Below are 18,489 nucleotides of genomic sequence, written 5' to 3' on the forward strand. Positions count from 1 at the left end.
GCGCGCGATGCCGCCGCCCGCTGCTGCGCGCAGCTCGACCGCCTCTCCGCGCGGGCCACCCAGGCGGTACGGCGGCTCGGCCCGCTGCGCGAGGAGTACGACCGGGTGGCCCGGCTCGCCGCCCTCACCGCGGGCACCTCCGCCGACAACGAACGCCGGATGCGCCTGGAGTCGTACGTCCTGGCGGCCCGTCTCGAACAGGTCGCCGCCGCCGCGACCGTCCGCCTCCAGCGCATGTCGTCGGGCCGCTACACCCTCGTCCACTCCGACGACCGCACCGGGCGCGGGCGCTCCGGGCTGGGATTGCACGTGGTCGACGCCTGGACCGGACGGGAACGGGACACCGCGACCCTGTCCGGCGGCGAGACCTTCTTCGCCTCCCTCGCGCTCGCGCTCGGCCTCGCCGACGTCGTCACCGACGAGGCGGGCGGCGTCCGCCTGGACACCCTCTTCATCGACGAGGGCTTCGGCAGCCTCGACGACCAGACCCTGGACGAGGTCCTCGACGTCCTCGACTCCCTGCGCGAACGCGACCGCAGCGTCGGCATCGTCAGCCACGTCCCCGACCTGCGCCGCCGGATCCACGCCCAACTGGAGATCATCAAGGACCGCTCGGGCTCGACACTGCGGCAGCGGGGCGTCTGACGGTTCGTGCACGGCCCCGGCGCGGGTCCGACCGCCGAGTGCACCAGTGAGCGCGGCAGCCTGTCCTCAGTCCTCCTCGCGGAGCGAGCTCTCGTCCAGCCGCCAGGCGGCAGCGATGCCTCCTCGTGTACTCCAGCCGTAGAGATCGAGCCGTTCGGCTTCCGCGGTGCGGCCAAGCTCCTGCAGGCTGATCACGGCGAGGTGCGCGGCGAGATCACTGCCTGCCGCGACAGCGCGCTCGCACCAGGAGAAGGCCTCGGCCCAGCGGCCCTCGTCCGCGAGTCGTTGGGCTCCCCACACCAGGGCGCCGGCATCGCCCGCTGCGGCGGCCTCTTCAGCCAATGCCAACGCCTTGTCCACCTCGCCCGCGTCCGCCAGGCGCCGAACCGTGGCCAAAGGCCGGGCTTCTGCCCTGGCAGCAGCGCGGGCTGCCCAGGCGGAGACCTCCGCGAGCCGGCAGATGGGCGTGAGCCGGTTCTCATCCGGCGGAGTGTCGACGGATCCGGCTGTGGCAGCCGATGGCGCCTGGGGCGACGCGCCCTCGGATCCACCCGCTCTCGCCGTCTCATCGACCAACAGTCGAAGGCCTCCCGCAGACCCGGCTTCCTCGGCGAGTTCCACCCAAGACCGCGCTTCCGCCAAACGCCCGGCATCCCATAGCCGCTCGACCGCCGCTGCGTAGGCGTCGGCGTCACCAGATGCGGCGGCCCGCCGGAACCAGCGAAGTGCTTCCGTCAGCCGGCCGTTGTCCGCCAGCGCCTCGGCCGCGGCCAGCAGGCTGTCGCTGTCTCCTCCCGCCGCGGCGCGTTCGAACCACGGTAGTGCGGCATCGATCCGTCCTGCCTCGGCCAGGGTCTCGGCGATCCGCCCATGGGCCTGTGCAGGGGCGATGCCTGGGGTGCGCTCGCACCAATGCGGCACCTCCTCCAGTCGGCCCGCGCGTGCCAGCTCCTGGGCGGCCAAGCGGGCAGCCTGGGCATCCCCGCCCCGGTGCGCCCGCTCAAGCCACGGCACGGCTTCGTTCAGGCGGCCCGAATCTATGAGCAGTTGGGCAATCTTCCTGTGCTCGCCGGCCTTGGCCCACAATCGGCAGGCCGTCTCTGTGAGCCCACGGGCAACGGCTGCCGATGCGAGATCCTGTGCGGCTTCGCCCTCGCAGTGCCGCATGGCGGCCTCCCAGAACAACGGAGGGATGGGTTGCGCGCGGCGCGCCGCCCGGAAGTGATCTACCAGGAAGTCGGCAAGCCTGTACGTCTGACTGCGTGCGGCAGACGGTGAGCCGGCCGAGCCACGAGGGCGTTTCTGCCGGTGGAGCGGGCCGCGTGCTCCTTTCACTGGTCGGGTGAGCTGCGTCAAGGCCTGCTCGACCCAGTCCTCCGGCAGCAGATCCCATTCGGTGTCGGTGAGGTAGGCCTCGGCTGCCGTGGCGAGGAAGGGGAGGGGGAGGCCGAGCGGGTGGCCCAGTCGGCGGGCGTCGATCGCCGCGTCGAGGAGGGCCCTGGCCCCCGGGGAGGCTTCGCTGTAGATGTTGACCAACTCGAATCCCGCGGCCAGGTACTGGGTCACCATGCCGTCTTGAGCGGCGTGTGCGGCCGTGACGAGCCTCGGATCCTTCGACCGGCGGACCTCCGCAATCTGGGAAGGGGTGAAGGCCGTGGGGACGTGTAGGTCTCGCCCGGCGAGCAGGACTCGTGCCTGGCCGTATGGATCCCTGTGTCCTGGTGGACGACGCGCGGGTACTGGCCCGTCCGGGCCCATGCCAGCCGGCTGAGGGGTCTCCCGCAAGTCGTCGAAGTATCCGGGGCCCGGCCAGATGGTGCCCAGGATCAGTACAGGAGCCCGGGTGGAGTCGGCCAGCAGACTGCGCAGTGCGGCAGAGATCGGCTCGCCATGTTCAGGGTCCAGCAGATAGTGGTGCGCTTCATTGAGCCAGACAACGGTCTTCGGGCCCACCCTGTGGAGGCCCTCAAGAGCAGCCTGGCGTCGATCGGGGTCGATGGGATGCCACAACCGCCAGTCGTCCGGAAGCCGCCGGACGGCTTCGAAGCAGGCACGGGTCTTTCCCGACGACGACGTGCCAACCAGCATCACCAGTCGGCTGTTGCCCGCGACCGCCTCGGCGACGATGCGCCGCAATTCGATGTCGTGACCACGCTCCACATAGGCCGGCAGGCCGACAGCACCTCGCAGGGTGATCGCGTGATGGACTTCCAGGTCGTAGGGATCAATGTCGCTCACCGGACGGCCGAGCGGCTCGTCAAGCTGCACCTGCGTCCACAGTGCGGCGGCCTCTCGGCCGGCCTGCTGACCGTTGCCGCCCACCATGCGTGTCAGCGCGGTGACCAAGGCGATGACGTCCGCCTGCTTGGCGGGTGCTGTCGCGTCTCCGATGATGCGGTGGATCGTGTCCCGAGCCGGACTGGCGCTGAGCTCGTCATCGGCGGCGATCGCTCGTGCCATGGCGTCCAGAGTGGGCGCACCGGCCGCGATGTAGGCCTCGTAGATGAGCCTTTTGAGCGTGCGCAGTGGTCCCGGCGGCACCACCGGCCGGGCAATCAGCCTACGGGCGCCCATGGGCCTGCCGTCTCCGCCCCCCGCTCCGTCGCGTTTCATCGCACCATCGTGCCCATATGACCTCGGATACGTCTCTGAACTGGGCAGTCCTGCGTCCCGATGGAGAAGTCGTCGCAACTCGGAGGGAAGGGTCGGCATGCCCAGATGGTGGAAAGCAAGCCGGCCGGCTGCCCTATCCGCCACAAGGTCAGGACACCACCATGTCTCGTACCCGTACGCGCCGTCGGACTGACAACGATGTGCGCCACGTGATCCTCGGCGCCGCTGTCTCCGGTCTCGTCCGCTTCCTCATGGACCGACTGCTCGGTCTCCTCTGACCGACGTCACCCTCCCCGAGGCTCTGCACGCGGGGATCATGTCACGCCTGAAGGGCCTGGGACGGCTGCGTTCGCCGGCCCAGGCCGTGCTGGTGCCCCACACTTCGGTTTCGAGCGGAGGGAACTCCGTGCTTGCGGGGACACTCAATACGGCGATACGTCCTCCCGGATCCCTGACCTCACCCCGCCCGGCCTGGTACGAGGGGGCGAAACGCGGCGAGGGCAGCTTCCCGGTCGGAGGCGACCGGGTCTCCCCGGGGAAGATCCAGGTCCTCCGCCGCACACAGCACGGCAAAGGCGAGTTCCGCAGGCGTCGTACGAGCGACGACACCCTTCTTGTCGGCGACCGAAAGACCGTCCTTCGTCCGTCTCACGACAAGACCGAACGAGGTGTCGGCACCGGTGAAGCTGAACACGGGGGCGGTGCCCCCCAAGAACTCGGCCAGCCCGTCCAGCAACTGGACGACCGAGAGGTGGATCATCATGCCCTGGTCGGGGATGTGACCGGCCGAGTCGGCCGTGCCGAGATCCCCGGCGACGCTCATGTCACCGAGATCGAAGCCGCTCGCCGGCCCCTGGCCGGGCCGTACGGTGAACTGCACAGTGATCAAGGGGCCGGCTCTTTCCTACCGGGACCAACGGGATGACGCGGTTCACGTCCGCGGTGTCGACGACGAGCACCTTCGTCCGCCCGCTCGACAGCTTGCCATCGGGCCGACGGCGGCCCGGCGCGACGCCCTCGCCGTAGGCCCGGTCGGCGGCGTGAGAAGCCCCCTAGCGTCCCAGGGCTCGCCGGGGCAGGGGTGAGGAGTACACGACGCTGGTGGTCACCGAGCCCAGCGCGCCGATCCGTCCCGAGACCTCCTCCAGGTGGGACATCGACCGCGCGGCGACCTTGATGACGAAGCAGTCGTCGCCCGTGACGTGGTGTGCCTCCAGGATCTCGGGCGTCGCCGCGACCAGGTCGTGGAACGGCTTGTAGTTGCCGTTCGGGTAGCGCAGCCGCACGAACGCCAGGATCGGCAGGCCCAGCCGCTCGGGGTCGACCACCGCCGCGTACCCCTGGATCACGCCGGCCTCCTCCAGCCGCCGGACCCGCTCGGTGACGGCGCTCGGCGACATGGACACGGCCCGCGCCAGCTCGGCGTAGCTGGCCCGTCCGTCGCGCTGGAGGACGTCGAGGATGCGCCAGTCGGTGGCGTCCGGGGAATGCACGGTCATCCCGGATGGATAGCAGGGGAATCCCCGGCCGGGCAAGGGCAGGGCCGGGGATCGCTCCTTCAGGCGGCGGCCCGGGGACCGTAGATTTCCCCTCATGATCGACACCGCTTCCGAGAACCCCGTCCTGCGCGTCGCCCCGGCCGCTCCCGCGGAGGCCGCCGCCTACTTCCGGGCGAGCCTCGCCTTCCACGCCGACGTCTCCGACGTCGCCGCCGCGCTCGCGGCCGGCGGCGACCCCGGCTTCGTCCTCGTGGACTCGCGCTCCACCGAGTCCTGGGACCAGGGCCACATCCCCGGCGCGATCCACCTGCCGACCGCGCTCATCCCCGAGCAGGCCGCACAGCTCCTCGACCCGAACGTGCCGGTGGTGACGTACTGCTGGGGCCCCGGCTGCAACGGGGCCACCCGCGCCGCCCTGGCCCTGGCCGAACGCGGCTACCGGGTCAAGGAGCTGCTCGGCGGCTTCGAGTACTGGGCCCGCGAGGGCTTCCCCTACGAGACCTGGCAGGGTCCGGCGCGCCGGGACGCCGACCCGCTGACGGCGCCCGTGGCGGGTGAGTGCGGCTGCTGAGGGGCGCCCTCGCGCCGCGCCGTAGTCGGTCGGTCGGCGCAACACAGGTGGTCCCGGCACCGCGTCCGGGTACAGTCGGGCAGTGCCCGAGCTGAAGCGGCTGCACGCCAGCCACGCCCCCGCGGTCCTCGACTTCGAGCTGTCGAACCGCGCCTACTTCGCCGCCTTCGTCTCCGACCGTGGCGACGAGTACTTCGAGCAGTTCACCGACCGCTACAACGCCCTGCTGGCCGAGCAGGAGGCCGGCAGCTGCGCCTTCTACGTGCTCCTCGACGAGGACGGGTCGGTGCTCGGCCGGTTCAACCTGGTCAACATCGACCACCGCACCGCGGAACTCGGCTACCGGGTCGCCGAGCACGTCGCCGGGCGGGGCGTGGCCACCGAGAACGTGCGGGAGCTGTGCCGCCTGGCGGCGCGCCGGCACGGACTGCGCGTCCTGCGGGCGGCCACCAGCCACCAGAACGTCGCGTCCCACCGCGTGCTGACCAAGTCGGGGTTCGTGCCGATCGGACCGGCCGACCCGGCCGACCTCGGCGGCAAGCCGGGCACCTGGTACCAGTGCGACCTCGTCACGCTCCAGGGGTAGGCCGGCGGAGGACCCGCCGACCGGCGGGGGTGGTCCGGCCACCTGCCGGAGGTTGACGGTGCACCTTTCCTGGAACCTTGTGACCAAGGGAAACGGCTCTGCCCCGGCTGGTCCGCCGGCCGTGTGGCCCTCCCGATCGGAGAAGGAGGTCGGACAGTGACGGTGCGACTGACGATGATCTGCGCGACCACCGCGGAGGGCGGCCTCGGCCGGGTCCTCGGGGACGGTGCCGTGAGCGAGCACCGCCGGCGCGAGCTGGCAGCCATGAGAGCGGCCCTTCCGCCGTACGCGCTGGCCCTGCGGGGGCCGTCCGCCCGCTGCGCGCAGACCGCCGAGGCTCTCGCCGTCGCGGCCACCCCCGAGTACGCCCTGCGGGACCTGGACCACGGCACCTGGGTCGGCCGTACACCCCAGGACGTCGCGGCCGTGGACCCCCATGGCCTGTCCCGCTGGCTGACGGACCCCGATGCCGCGCCGCACGGCGGCGAGACCGTCCGCGAACTGTGCCGGCGGACCGCGGCCTGGCTGGACACCCTGCCCGCCGACACGGGAGGCGTCCTCGCGATCGCCGAGGAGTCCGTCATCAGAGCCGCGCTGGTCCACGCCCTGTCCGTACCCGCCCGCTCCTTCCGGCACCTCCAGGTATCGCCCGCGTCCGCGGTCACGCTGACGCTGAGCGACGGCCGCTGGAGCACCCGGTCCGACCGGCTGACCGCCCGCCGGCGCCGGCAGCCGGCCGACGGCGTCCCCGCGGTCGCGGTGCTGGCCATGCCCACCGCGCGACGGCGCATGTGCCTCACCGGCCGGCCCTGAGGCGGCCCGGGGACGCGCCCACCGCGTGATCACGGCCACGGCCCTCAGGGCCGTGGCGCCTGTCCGTACGGCGCCCAGCGGCGAAGCCGCCCCGGGCGTGGTACGAATCGGACAGTGGTTCCGTACAGGCTGGAGCGCACGTGATCCGGGTACTGGTGGTCGACGACGAAGCCCTGATCCGCACGGGCTTCCAGCGCATCCTGGCCGCCGCCGACGGAATCGAGGTCGTCGGGGCGGTGTCCGGCGGCGAGGCGATGCGGGCGGTGCGCGAGAAGCGCCCCGACGTCGTGCTGCTGGACATCCGCATGCCGGACGTGGACGGGCTCACCGTCCTCGGCGAGATCCGTCGCCTGCGGGAGCCGCCCGTGGTCGCCATGCTGACCACGTTCGACATGGACGAGTACGTGGAAACGGCACTGCGCTCGGGCGCCGCCGGATTCCTCCTCAAGGACACCGATCCCGACGCGCTGCCGCTGGCGGTGCAGAACCTGGCCCGCGGCGGCACGGTGCTGTCGCCCAAGGTCACCCGCACGGTGGTGGACGGCTACCTCAGCGCCGGCACGCCGGAGCGCCCGCCCAAGGCCCTCGACCGGCTCACCGGCCGGGAGCGTGAGGTGCTCGTCCTCATCGCCGAGGGCCTCTCGAACGCCGAGATCGCGACCCGGATGCACCTGAGCACCGGGACGGTCAAGGACCACGTCAGCGCGATCCTCACCAAGCTGCAGGTCAGCGGCAGGGTCCAGGCCGCCCTCTTCGCCCAGCGGGCCGGCCTCCTCGCGGAGGGAACCGGATGAAACGCCGTCCGTCCCCGCTGCTGCTGGACGGCGTGGCGATCGCCATGGCCCTCCTCGACGTGTGGGCCCACTGGGACATCGCCGAGCCGTTGCGGATGGCGTGTGCCCTGGCCGCCGTCGTCGTCCTGCTGCTGCGCCGGCGCCTGCCGCTGCTCACCTTCCTGCTGACCCTCCCGGCCGTCCTGCTGTCCGACTCGGTCGTCGCCTGCCTGGCCGCGCTGTACACCCTCGCTTCCCTCAGCCGCCCCCGGACGCTGCTGCTCCTGTGCGTCCTGGCCTTCGCGTTCTGCGACACGACGGCCCTGCCGTCACCGAACTTCGATCTGACCGCGCTCAGCAGGCTGATCCCGTTCGGCTACAGCGCCGCCACCGCGGCCGCCGCCGTGTTCCTCGGGCAGCTGGTGCGGACCCGGCGCGACCTGTCGCTCCGACTGACCGAGATCTCGGAGGCGCGCGACCACCAGCAGCTGCTGACGGCCCAGGCCGTCCTGGCCAAGGAGCGCGCCCAGCTGGCGCGGGAGATGCACGATGTCGTCTCCCACCAGGTCAGCCTGATCGCCGTGCGCGCCGGAGCGCTCCAGGTCGGCGCGGAGGACGCGGACACCAAGGAGGCCGCCGCGACGATCCGGCGGCTGAGCGTGCAGACGCTGGACGAGCTGCGCCACATGGTCGGCGTCCTGCGTGCCTCCGGCGGCCACCCCACGGAGCTGACGCCGCAGCCGGCGCTCACCGACATCCAGCGGCTGGCCGACAGCTGCGGCATCGAGACCGAGTTGAAGACGGACCTGCCCGAGGGGCTTCCGGCCACCGTCCAGCGAGCGGTCTACCGCACGGTCCAGGAAGCGCTGACCAACACCCGCAAACACGCTCCAGGCGCCAAGGCGCGCATCGACCTGCTGCACGCCGAAGGCTCGGTCCGGGTCCGGGTCACCAACACCGCGCCGACCCAGCCGCCGCTGCCGCTGCCCGGTGCCCACCACGGCCTCATCGGTCTGCGCCAGCGCGCCGAACTCCTCGGCGGCACCATGACCGCGGGCCCGACGAGCGACGGCGGCTACGAGGTCTGCGTGGTGCTGCCGGCGGAAGTCGCGAGATGAGCGGGCGGGATCAGCGCAGGTCGTCGAAGGCGACGTTCAGGTGCCGGGGGCCGCGCAGTACGGCGTTGTGCCGGTAGGGCGGCGGGTCCTCGACCAGGCGGGGGCCCTCCAGCCGCCGGGCCAGCTCGGACAGCGCGATCTGCGCCTCCAGACGGGCCAGCGGGGCGCCGAAACAGCTGTGGATGCCGCTGCCGAAACCGAGGTGCTGGATGTCGCCGCGGTCCGGGTCGAAGCGCTCCGGGTCCTTGAACCGCTCCGGATCGCGGTTGCCCGCCGCGAGGACCAGCCAGATCCGCGAGCCCTTGGGAATCGTGACCCCGCGCACCTCGATGTCGGCGATGCAGGTGCGCTGCGGCAGCATCTGCACCGGCGGTTCGTACCGGAGCAGCTCCTCCACGATGTTGACCGACAGGCCGGGGTCCTCCCGGAGCCGCCGGAGGATCTCCGGGTGGCGCAGCAGGGTGAGCATGCCGTTGGTGATCAGGTTGACGGTCGTCTCGTGGCCGGCGATCAGCAGCAGCACCGAGGTGCTGAGCACCTCCATCATCGACAGGGAGCCGTCCGGGCCCCGGCTGGCCACCAGGTCGGACAACAGGTCGTCCCGCGGTTCCTTGGTGCGCTCCTCGACCAGCCCGGCCAGGTACATGCCGAGCTGCATACGGGCTTCCCGCGCCGTCTTCTGGGTGTCGGTGTCCCCGGCGGGGCCGGCCGCCGGGTCGAGGCCCGCGACCAGCGGGTCGACCCAGGTGCGGAACCGGGGTTCGTCCTCCCGGGGAACCCCGAGCAGCCGGCAGATCACCGTCACGGGGAACGGGTAGGCGAACTGGTCGACCAGGTCGACCTGGCGCGCGTCGCCGAACCCGTCGATGAGCTCGGTGACGATCTTCCGCATCTCGCCGCGCATGTTCTCGATCCGCCGCGGCCGGTGCGGCGGTCCGAAGGCGCTGTTGGCGATGCGCCGCAGCCGGTCGTGCTCGGGCGGGTCCAGACGCAGGAACGAGGGCGGCAGTCCTGCCGTCTCCTCGGTCTGGTCCAGCTCGTCGTCCCCGGCGGCGGCCAGGTTGGCGGCGTCGGAGCTGATCCGCGGATCGTGGAGGAGAGCCTTGATGTCGTAGTACGAGCTGATGATGTACGGGCCTCCCTCCTCCTCGTGGAGCACCGGCGTCCGGCGGAGTTCCTCGTAGACGGGGTACGGGTTGGCGCGGTTGGCGTAGTCGGTGATCTGGCGCGCGAGCGAGGCGTGCGGCATGGCGGGTCCTTGGGCGTCGGGGCCGTGGCAGGGGTCAGTGGCGGGCGGGGTGGAAGATCAGCTGCTGGTCGGCCGGCGAGTAACCGCTGAGGGTGACCATGGCGCCGTGCGTCGGCAGGGACGGGTCCGGGAACTGGGCCGGCACCGGCTGGCGGCCCTCGGGACGCCGGTCCATCGTCGGGTACTCCACCGGGAACGGCGCGCCCCGCTCGATCTGCCGCTGGTAGAACTCCAGCCAGCGCGTGTTGTCGAAGGTCACGGCGGCCACGATCCGGCCCTGGTAGCCGTAGACCCCGACGAACCGGCGCTCGGCCAGCGAGCCCTGCGTGATCATGAGCTGCTCGCCCATGGGCGGCACCCCGACCGACTTGATGTTCACACCGAACATCGACGACCAGAAGGCGGGCATCCACAGGTGCGGCCGCCGGTCGGCGCCGTGGCAGATCATGTTGTGCGCGGCGGTCTCCGCCTGGGCGACGGCGTTGCCCCAGTGCTCCAGCGACAGGAACTGGTACCCGAAGAGGGCGTGCGGGGAGCGCGCCACATCGCCCGCCACGAAGACGTCGTCCGTGACGATGCCCCGGAAGTCGAAGGCCCGGCAGCCCGCGTCGCAGGCGATGCCCCGGGGCCCGGCACCGAGCCCCGACCCGGTCAGCCACTCGGTGTTCCGCAGCGAACCCAGCGACACCACGACCACGTCGGCCTCGACCACGCTCTCGTCCGACAGATGGACGGCCCGCACCCTGCCGACCGCGTCGCCCTCCAGCGCGGTCACCGTGACATGGGTGCGCAGATCCACGCCGTTCTCGGTCTGGAGGTCCGCCGCGACCGCGCCGACGACCCCGCCGAGCGCGCCCACCAGCGGCGCGCCCGCACGCTCCGCCACCGTCACGGGGAGGTCCATCTCCCGGCACGCCGAGGCGACCTCCGAACCGGCGAACCCGGCACCGATGACGAACACCCTGCGCGGCCCCGCCTTCAGCCGCCGGTACAGGTCCGCCGCGTCCTCCCGCGTGCGCAGCAGGCAGACGCCGTCCAGCCGGGCCTCCTCCTCCTTCGGCCACGGCCGGGCCCGCACGCCGGTCGCGATGAGCAGCCGGTCGTACTCCACCTCGTCCCCGTCGGCCAGCCGGACCCGCTTGGCCGTCAGGTCCAGGCCGGTCGCCGCCACGCCGAGGCGCCACTTGGCGTCGATCTCCCGGCGGTGCGGCAGCTCGGTGTGGTGCGGGGACGCCTTGCCCAGCAGCACCGACTTCGACAGCGGCGGCCGGTCGTACGGCTCGTGGGGCTCGTCACCGATCAGGGTCAGCTCACCGGCGAACCCCTCCGCGCGCAGCGTCTCGGCGGCCCGCAGGCCGGCCAGCGAGGCGCCCACGATCACGATCCGCCCCTCGCGCCTGAGCCACTCCACGTAGTCAGCGGCCATCGGTCGCCTCCCGCGCCTCTCCCGTGCGATCCGGTCCGTCGGCGGTGATCGCCTGCACGGGACACGCGGCCACGGCACGCGCCACCCGCTCCCGCTGCTCCTCGTCCGCGCGCGGGTTGTAGATCAGCGCCTCCTCGCCGTGCATGGCGAAGACGTCGGGTGCGAGGAACGCGCACTGCGCGTATCCCTGGCACTTGTTGAGATCGACGACGAGCCTCATCGACGGTCCGCCCTTCCGGTGGCCAGGTCCGGACGCCGCACGCGGTGCGCGCGCACGGCTCCGGACGGCGGTCGTCCCCCGCCCGCCAGCATGCGAGCCCCCGCGGGGTGACCGCGCGCCGGGCACGCCGATCGAGTGAGGGCCCGGCGGCCGTGCGTCATCCGGCCGCGGCGGGCCGGAGCCGGTCATGGCTGCCCGCCACGAGGATGTGCACGCTGAGCAGCAGCGACCAGGCCGGAAAGACGAGTTCCGCCCAGGGCACGTTGGACGACACGAAGAGCAGCGTCAGGGCGGTGAGGAAGCCCAGGACCGTGAGCGGGCGCGGCAGCACACCGAGGCGGCGGCCGAGGACCGACAGGGAGGACACGAAGACGGCCGCCATCCGCGTGGCGTACTCCGTCATCAGCGTGTACGCGAAGTGGCGGCCGAAGTCCCAGGTGGCCGGCGCCGGTGGCAGGCCGGCCGGGTGGGACACCGCGAGCAGGGCGCTCGCCGCCGCGGCGGCGCCGAACATGGTGGCCGTGAACACCAGCCCGCTGCCCAGGAACACGGTCGCGAGGAACTTGTCCTCGCCCGCGCCGACGTGCGTGCGGATGGAACCGATGAACCACAGGAAGAAGATGCCGGCGAACGGCACCAGGGCGAGAGCCGCGCGCAGCGCCCGGCGCCGCGCGGAGTCCGTGAGACCCTCCGGGGCGACCGTGTCGCCCGCTTCCGGGATCCCCAGCCTGAACAGGACGATCACCGCCGCCAGGAGCAGCGCGAAGACGACTCCGGCCAGCCCCGCGGCGCGCGGTGTCCGCAGCGCCTGCTGCCCCGGCCCCATCTCCTGCATGCCCGGCCCGCCTTCCGCATCGGCCCCCGGCACCAGCTAGCCGCCCGCCTCCCGCCCGCGCCACCGGAGGGCGGCCGTACGGCCGATCGGGAAATCCGCTCGCGGCGCCGAGCCGTCCTGCCTAGGGTGTGCGCCCATGCCCACACCACCGCAGCCGACCTTGGCCGCACTGCGCCGCGACCCCCTGCCGCTGCGCGGCCGTACCGCACTCGTCACCGGCGCGAGCCGGCGGGCCGGGATCGGGCACGCCGTGGCCCGGCGGCTGGCCGCCTACGGTGCCGGCGTGTACCTGCACCACCACGTGCCGCACGACGCCGCGATGCCCTGGGGCGCCGACAGCCCCGACGCCGTCGCCGACTCCGTGCGCGAGGCGCTCGGCGACCCCGGTGCGCGGGTCGCGTCCGGCCCCGGTGACCTGGCGGACCCGACGGAACCGGCCCGGCTGGTCGACACCGTGATCGAGGAGTTCGGCCGCCTGGACATCCTCGTCGCGGGCCACGCCCTCAGCGGCTCCGACGGCACCCTGGACGACATCGACGCCGCGATGCTCGACGCCCACTGGGCCGTGGACACCCGCTCGGTGCTGCTGCTCGTCCAGGCGTACGCCCGTGCGCGCGCCGCACTGCCGCCGGGCACCACCGGCGGACGCGTGGTGCTGATGACGTCCGGGCAGGACCTCGGCGGCGGCATGCCGGGCGAGATCGCCTACGCCCTCCAGAAGGGCGCCCTCGCCTCCGTCACCCGCTCCCTGTCCACGGCGCTCGCCGGACGGGGGATCACGGTGAACGCCGTCAACCCCGGCCCGGTCGACACCGGGTACGCCACCGGAGAGGTCCACGCGGCCGTCGCCGCGCGGTTCCCCTCGGGACGCTGGGGCACCCCCGACGACCCGGCCCGCCTCATCGCCTGGCTGGCCACCGACGAGGCGGGCTGGATCACGGGGCAGGTCATCACCTCGGAAGGCGGCTTCCGGCGGTGACGCGGGCGGTCACGGCAGGGCGGCCCGGGCCGTCACGGCCGGACGGCGCGGGCGGTCACAGCCGGGACAGCTCGTCCACCAGGTCGTCCAGGCCCAGGGAGCCCTGCGACAGCGCCGCCATGTGCCAGGCCTTCAGGTCGAACGCGTCGCCGTGCCGCTCGCGCGCCTTCTCCCGGCCGAGCAGCCACGCCCGCTCCCCGAGCTTGTAGCCGATCGCCTGGCCCGGGATCGTCAGGTACCGGGTCAGCTCGCTCTCCACGAAGTCCGCCGGGCGGCTGCTGTGCGCGCCGAAGAACTCCTCGGCCAGCTCCGGCGTCCACCGCTCACCGGGGTGGAACGGCGAGTCCGCCGGGATCCGCAGCTCCAGGTGCATGCCGATGTCCACGATCACCCGGGCCGCCCGCATCATCTGCGCGTCCAGGTAGCCGAGCCGCTCCTCCGGGCCCGTCAGGTACCCGAGTTCGTCCATGAGCCGCTCCGCGTACAGCGCCCAGCCCTCCACGTTGGCGCTGACCCCGCCGACCGTCGCCTGGTAGCGGGAGAGGTTCTCGGCCACGTGCGCCCACTGCGCGAGCTGGAGGTGGTGGCCGGGCACGCCCTCGTGGTACCAGGTCGAGACCAGGTCGTAGACCGGGAAGCGGGTCTGGCCCATCGTGGGCAGCCAGGTGCGGCCGGGCCGGGAGAAGTCCTCGGACGGGGCCGTGTAGTACGGAGCCGCCGCACCGCCGGGCGGGGCGATGCGCGACTCCACCCTCCGCACCCGCTCGGCCAGTTCGAAGTGCGTCCCGTCCAGCTCCTCGATCGCCCTGTCCATCAGGCCCTGGAGCCACTCCCGGACCTCGTCCACACCCTCGATGTGCCGGCCGTGCTCGTCCAGGTGCGCGAGCGCCACCCAGGGCGTCTCCGCGCCGGGCAGGATCTTCTCCGCCTCCGTCCTCATCTCGCCGAGGATGCGGTGGAACTCCGCCCAGCCGTACGCGTACGCCTCGTCCAGGTCCAGGTCCGTGCCGTTGAAGTAGCGGGCCATGCGCGCGTACCGCTCCCGGCCGACCACGTTCGGGGCGCCCTCGATCGCCGGCGCGTACACGTCCCGCAGCCAGTCCCGCAGCTCCACCAGGGCGCCGGTCGCGGCACGAGCCGCCTCGTCCAGCTCCGCGCGCAGCGCCTGCGGACCCGCGGCGGCGAAGTCCTCGTACCAGCCGCGGCCCGTGCCGTCCGTGTCCGTCCACTCGGTGAGCTGGCCGATGTACGTGGCGGTCGGCCGGGGAGCGGCGAACAGCTTGCGCTCCAGGCCCAGTTCGAGCGACGCGCGATAACCCGCGAGCGCGCCGGGCACCGCGCGCAGGCGCTCCGCTATCGCCGCCCAGTCCTCCTCCGTGTCCGCCGGGGTGACCGTGAAGATGTCCCGCACCGAGTGGCCCGGCGTGCTCATGTTGCCGATCGCCCGCAGGTGCTCGTCCGCCTCGTGCACGGCGATCTCGGCGGTCAGCCGCTCCCGCAGCAGCCGCGCGCAGCGCCGCTCGGCGTCACTGTCCGCGCCGGGCCGCCGCTCGGCCTCGTCCAGCTTCGCGAGGGTGGTGCGTGCCAGCTCGGCCAGGGCCTCCCGACCGGCCGGCGAGTAGTCGGGCAGCCTGCTCGAACTCTCCTTCACGCCGAGGTACGTACCGATGACCGGGTCGAGGGAGACGAGGTCGTCCACATAGGCGTCGGCGACCTGACGGGGCAGCGGGCTCTGGGTATCAGACATGCGGCCCATCCTCGTACGAGGACGATCGCCGCGTCATCCGGGTTCGCCGGGATTCAGCTCTGGGCGTGGCCGGGCGGCAGCAGCGGCCCGCACTCCCACTGCTGGAAGATCAGCCGGGTCTCCACCCGGGCCACCTCGCGCCGCGCCGTGAACTCGTCCAGCACCAGCCGCTGGAGATCGGCCATGTCCGCGACGGCCACGTGCACCAGGTAGTCGTCGGGCCCCGTCAGATGGAACACCGACCGCGCCTCCGGCAGCGCCCGGATCCGCTCCACGAACGGTCCCACCAGCTCCCGCCGGTGCGGCCGCACCTGCACCGACAGCAGTGCCTGGAGGCCGCGCCCGAGCTTGGCCGGATCGAGCCGCAGCCGGTGCCCGAGGATCACGCCCGAGCGGCGCAGCCGGGTCACCCGGTCCAGACAGGTCGACGGCGCCACGCCCACCTGCGCGGCGAGATCGCGGTAGGTGGTCCGGGCGTCGTTCTGCAACAGCCGCAGCAGATGCAGATCGACCGGATCCAGTACGACAGATTCGGCCACCGGCCGAACGTAGCACGGCCCCCGGCCCCCGGGAACCGCGTGATGTTCACCCTTCCGGGCATGGACACATCGAGCACGAGTGCCTACGACGACGTACGCACCGCATCGAGAGCGCTGGCCACCGAGGCCGTGCACGCCGGCCGCGACGACCTCGCCCGCCAGGGCCTGCACGCCCCGCCGATCGACCTGTCCACCACCTACCCCTCCTACGACAGCCGCGCCGAGGCCGCCCGCATCGACGCCTTCGCCACCGACGGCGCCGACCCGGCCGGACCGCCCGTCTACGGCCGCCTCGGCAACCCGACCGTCGCCCGCTTCGAGACCGCGCTCGCCCGGCTGGAGGGCACCGAGTCCGCCGTCGCCTTCGCCAGCGGCATGGCCGCGCTCAGCGCCGTGCTGCTGGCTCGCTCCGCCATGGGACTGCGCCACGTCGTCGCCGTACGGCCGCTGTACGGATGCAGCGACCATCTGCTCACCGCCGGGCTCCTCGGCACCGAGGTCACGTGGACCGACCCGGCCGGCATCGCCGACGCGCTGCGCCCGGACACCGGTCTGGTGATGGTCGAGTCCCCGGCCAATCCGACCCTCGCCGAACTGGACCTGCGGGCCGTCGCGCACGCCTGCGGTTCGGTGCCGCTGCTCGCCGACAACACCTTCGCCACACCTGTGCTGCAACGCCCGGCCGAGCACGGCGCCCGGCTGGTGCTGCACAGCGCCACCAAGTACCTGGGCGGCCATGGCGACGTGCTGGCCGGGGTGGTCGCCTGCGACGAGGAGTTCGCGGGCCGGCTGCGGCAGATACGGTTCGCCACCGGGGGAGTCCTGCACCCGCTCGCCGGCTACCTGCTGCTGCGGGGGCTGTCCACGCTCCCGGTGCGGGTGCGGGCCGCCTCCGCGAACGCCGCCGAACTGGCCCGCCGGCTCGCCGCCGACCCGCGCGTGGCCCGGGTCCGCTACCCGCGGCTCGGCGGCGCGATGATCGCGTTCGAGGTGCACGGCGACCCGCACGAGGTGATCTCCCGGGTCCGGCTCGTCACCCCCGCGGTGAGCCTGGGCAGCGTCGACACGCTCATCCAGCACCCGGCCTCCATCAGCCACCGCATCGTGGACGCCGAGGACCGCCGCGGGGCCGGGGTGAGCGACCGGCTGCTGCGGTTGTCGGTGGGCCTGGAGGACGTCGACGACCTGTGGTCCGACCTGGACCAGGCCCTGGGCGCCCCGCGCGAACGCCGGGTGACTCCGCTGCGGGAGGCGGTGCGCTGACCAGGAGGCCCCCTCGTTCCGCCGCGACGGCACGCGGCCACAGCGGCGGAACGAGGGGGCGGCGAGGACCGTCAGCCGAGGCGGGGCGGCTGGGCGCCAGGTGAGGTGACGGCGGGTGTGGCGTCCAGCCGGGCCGTGATGACCAGGGTGCCCTCCTCCACCTGGTAGTCCAGCGGCAGACCGAGGCCCCGCATCGCGGCGACCATGCCGGTGTTGGACGCCTTCGTCACGGCGTACACGCTGTCGCAGCCGGCCTCCGCCGCCATCGCCACCAGCCGGCCGAGCAGCTCGCCGCCGACGCCCCGCTGCTGCCAGTCGTCCTCGACCAGCAGCGCGACCTCGGTCTCGTCGCCGTCCCACAGCAGATGCCCGAGGCCGACGATCCGGCCGGAGGCGGTCTGCGCGGCCAGCGTCCGGCCGAAGCGGGGACTGAGCAGGTGGTTCAGGTAGCGGTCCGCGTCGCCGACCGGGCCGTGGTAGCGCAGGGCGAGGGTGTGCGGCGAGCACCGGTCGTGCATCGCCCGGGCCGCCGCCAGGTCCTTGGTGTCGACCCGGCGCACGGTGATGTGGTTGCCCTCGGGCAGGGTCAGCACATCGTGACCGCGGGGGATCCGGGGGCCGAGCCGGGTGTCCAGTTCGACGAGCGCCCGGGCCCGCGCGAACTCGGTCGGGGTGAACGGCAGATACGGCCGCTCCACGGTGAGCACACCGCCCTCGGGCGAGGGCAGCCGCATCACGGTGTCCTCCAGGGTTCCCTCGATCGGCACCGGCTCCGGACCCCGGCCGCCCCCGGCCGGCGTGCCGGGCAGCGTCCGGATCGTGCAGCGGCCCAGCAACTGGCGCAGCGCGAGCGGCAGTTCCGCGGTGTCCAGGGCGGTGCGGGCGGCCAGTCCGAGCACCCGGGTGGGCGCGTCGACCAGGTCATGGGCGTCGGCCCGCTCGATCCACGTGTCCGCGCCCCCGGCCAGCGCGACCGCCCGGGTGATCTCGGCCGCCGCGAGCGCGCCCGGCGCCCGCAGCAGGAACTCGTCCACGGCGCCGTCGGCCAGCGGATGCGTCTGCAGGCTCAGGATGTCCACCCGCCGCTCGGCGAGCGCCGTGCACAGGGCGGCCAGGGACCCCGGCTCGTCCTTCACCGTCGTCCGCATCCGCCACAGCGCGCCCGCGGCCTCGGCGGCGGGCTCCTCGGAGGGCCCGGCCTGCCGCGTCGCGGCGGCACGCCGGGCACCGGTATCGCTCACCGGGGGCGCGTGTCCGTGGCGGCGTGACCACCACACGTGGAAGCCTGCCGTCGCGGCCAGCACGATGGCCGAGATCATCAGCAGGGCCGGGCCGTCGGGCCCGTGGCCGATCAGGTTGGCGACCGCGTCGGCCACGGCCACGGCGGTGAACAGCGCGGCGAGTTCGACGACGTCGCGCCGCCAGTGGTGCACGGGCCGGCCGTGCTTGGCCCGAGTCACATCAGGCATCTCTGGAGTCATGCAGCCACTGTGAAGGAACGGTGTTGCGTGATCACGAACTGATTGTGACCGATGGGTAAAGCATGCTTCCGTCCTTTTTGTTGCATTTTCTATTGTCGGGGGGACGGGGGACGGGGGACGGGGGGCGGAAGC

At 72.9% G+C, this 18,489-nt stretch carries 18 protein-coding genes; 8 read left to right on the forward strand and 10 right to left on the reverse strand.

Annotated features, from left to right (window positions below; all coding sequences use genetic code 11):
• Window positions 1-645, forward strand: a 645-nt coding sequence (locus ABZV94_RS25545) for an SbcC/MukB-like Walker B domain-containing protein (protein ID WP_356344076.1), incomplete at its 5' end; no start/stop codon positions are given.
• Window positions 646-711: 66 nt separating this feature from the next.
• Here ABZV94_RS25545 and ABZV94_RS25550 read toward each other — a convergent pair.
• The 3 genes from ABZV94_RS25550 to ABZV94_RS25560 form a co-directional block, all read right to left on the reverse strand.
• Window positions 712-3,258, reverse strand: a complete 2,547-nt coding sequence (locus ABZV94_RS25550) for a hypothetical protein (RefSeq protein WP_356344078.1) — start codon at window positions 3,256-3,258, stop codon at window positions 712-714.
• Between the two features lie 457 nt (window positions 3,259-3,715).
• The gene (locus ABZV94_RS25555) at window positions 3,716-4,147 is read right to left on the reverse strand and encodes a hypothetical protein (RefSeq protein WP_356344081.1); all 432 of its coding nucleotides are present in this window, start codon (window positions 4,145-4,147) and stop codon (window positions 3,716-3,718) included.
• 163 nt (window positions 4,148-4,310) lie between these two features.
• A complete protein-coding gene (locus ABZV94_RS25560) occupies window positions 4,311-4,757 on the reverse strand; it encodes an Lrp/AsnC family transcriptional regulator (RefSeq protein WP_356344083.1) in 447 nt (148 codons plus the stop codon).
• A 94-nt stretch (window positions 4,758-4,851) separates the two neighbouring features.
• Here ABZV94_RS25560 and ABZV94_RS25565 point away from each other — a divergent pair, with 94 nt between their 5' ends.
• From ABZV94_RS25565 to ABZV94_RS25585, 5 genes are all read left to right on the forward strand, one after another.
• A complete protein-coding gene (locus ABZV94_RS25565) occupies window positions 4,852-5,328 on the forward strand; it encodes a rhodanese-like domain-containing protein (RefSeq protein WP_356344085.1) in 477 nt (158 codons plus the stop codon).
• A gap of 82 nt (window positions 5,329-5,410) precedes the next feature.
• Window positions 5,411-5,914, forward strand: a complete 504-nt coding sequence (locus ABZV94_RS25570; RefSeq protein ID WP_356344087.1) for a GNAT family N-acetyltransferase — start codon at window positions 5,411-5,413, stop codon at window positions 5,912-5,914.
• A gap of 156 nt (window positions 5,915-6,070) precedes the next feature.
• Complete coding sequence (locus ABZV94_RS25575; RefSeq protein WP_356344090.1) at window positions 6,071-6,727, forward strand: histidine phosphatase family protein; 657 nt, start codon at window positions 6,071-6,073, stop codon at window positions 6,725-6,727.
• A 140-nt stretch (window positions 6,728-6,867) separates the two neighbouring features.
• Window positions 6,868-7,521, forward strand: coding sequence for a response regulator transcription factor (locus tag ABZV94_RS25580; RefSeq protein WP_356344091.1), 654 nt, complete (start codon window positions 6,868-6,870; stop codon window positions 7,519-7,521).
• The gene (locus ABZV94_RS25585; RefSeq protein ID WP_356344094.1) at window positions 7,518-8,618 is read left to right on the forward strand and encodes a histidine kinase; all 1,101 of its coding nucleotides are present in this window, start codon (window positions 7,518-7,520) and stop codon (window positions 8,616-8,618) included. The genes ABZV94_RS25580 and ABZV94_RS25585 overlap by 4 nt, the downstream gene beginning before the upstream one ends.
• Before the next feature lie 10 nt (window positions 8,619-8,628).
• Here ABZV94_RS25585 and ABZV94_RS25590 read toward each other — a convergent pair whose 3' ends face one another.
• From ABZV94_RS25590 to ABZV94_RS25605, 4 genes are all read right to left on the reverse strand, one after another.
• Window positions 8,629-9,867, reverse strand: coding sequence for a cytochrome P450 (locus ABZV94_RS25590; protein WP_356344096.1), 1,239 nt, complete (start codon window positions 9,865-9,867; stop codon window positions 8,629-8,631).
• A gap of 34 nt (window positions 9,868-9,901) precedes the next feature.
• Window positions 9,902-11,293: an FAD-dependent oxidoreductase gene (locus ABZV94_RS25595; protein WP_356344099.1), complete on the reverse strand. Its 1,392-nt coding sequence runs from the start codon at window positions 11,291-11,293 to the stop codon at window positions 9,902-9,904.
• Window positions 11,283-11,513: a ferredoxin gene (locus ABZV94_RS25600; RefSeq protein ID WP_356344101.1), complete on the reverse strand. Its 231-nt coding sequence runs from the start codon at window positions 11,511-11,513 to the stop codon at window positions 11,283-11,285. Before ABZV94_RS25600 ends, ABZV94_RS25595 begins: the two co-directional genes overlap by 11 nt.
• Window positions 11,514-11,670: 157 nt before the next feature.
• Window positions 11,671-12,348 carry a hypothetical protein gene (locus ABZV94_RS25605; protein ID WP_356344103.1) on the reverse strand — a complete coding sequence of 226 codons (678 nt, stop codon included), beginning with the start codon at window positions 12,346-12,348 and terminating at the stop codon, window positions 11,671-11,673.
• 136 nt (window positions 12,349-12,484) lie between these two features.
• Between ABZV94_RS25605 and ABZV94_RS25610 the strand changes: the two genes are divergently transcribed.
• Complete coding sequence (locus tag ABZV94_RS25610) at window positions 12,485-13,327, forward strand: SDR family oxidoreductase (protein WP_356344106.1); 843 nt, start codon at window positions 12,485-12,487, stop codon at window positions 13,325-13,327.
• 55 nt (window positions 13,328-13,382) lie between these two features.
• On the opposite strand, the gene ABZV94_RS25615 is transcribed toward ABZV94_RS25610, so the two are convergent.
• Together ABZV94_RS25615 and ABZV94_RS25620 are read right to left on the reverse strand one after the other, a co-directional pair.
• On the reverse strand, window positions 13,383-15,074 hold the full coding sequence (locus tag ABZV94_RS25615) for a DUF885 domain-containing protein (RefSeq protein ID WP_356344108.1): 1,692 nt from the start codon (window positions 15,072-15,074) through the stop codon (window positions 13,383-13,385).
• 53 nt (window positions 15,075-15,127) lie between these two features.
• The gene (locus tag ABZV94_RS25620; RefSeq protein WP_030339892.1) at window positions 15,128-15,613 is read right to left on the reverse strand and encodes an Lrp/AsnC family transcriptional regulator; all 486 of its coding nucleotides are present in this window, start codon (window positions 15,611-15,613) and stop codon (window positions 15,128-15,130) included.
• Between the two features lie 60 nt (window positions 15,614-15,673).
• Between ABZV94_RS25620 and ABZV94_RS25625 the strand changes: the two genes are divergently transcribed.
• Window positions 15,674-16,876: a PLP-dependent transferase gene (locus tag ABZV94_RS25625; RefSeq protein WP_356344110.1), complete on the forward strand. Its 1,203-nt coding sequence runs from the start codon at window positions 15,674-15,676 to the stop codon at window positions 16,874-16,876.
• A gap of 71 nt (window positions 16,877-16,947) precedes the next feature.
• Here the strand turns inward: ABZV94_RS25625 and ABZV94_RS25630 are convergent, their stop codons facing one another.
• Window positions 16,948-18,345 (reverse strand): GNAT family N-acetyltransferase, encoded by a 1,398-nt coding sequence (locus ABZV94_RS25630; RefSeq protein WP_356344112.1) that lies wholly within the window; start codon window positions 18,343-18,345, stop codon window positions 16,948-16,950.
• Window positions 18,346-18,489 lie beyond the last annotated feature (144 nt).

This window comes from Streptomyces sp. NPDC004658 (assembly GCF_040609555.1).
Lineage (GTDB): Bacteria > Actinomycetota > Actinomycetes > Streptomycetales > Streptomycetaceae > Streptomyces.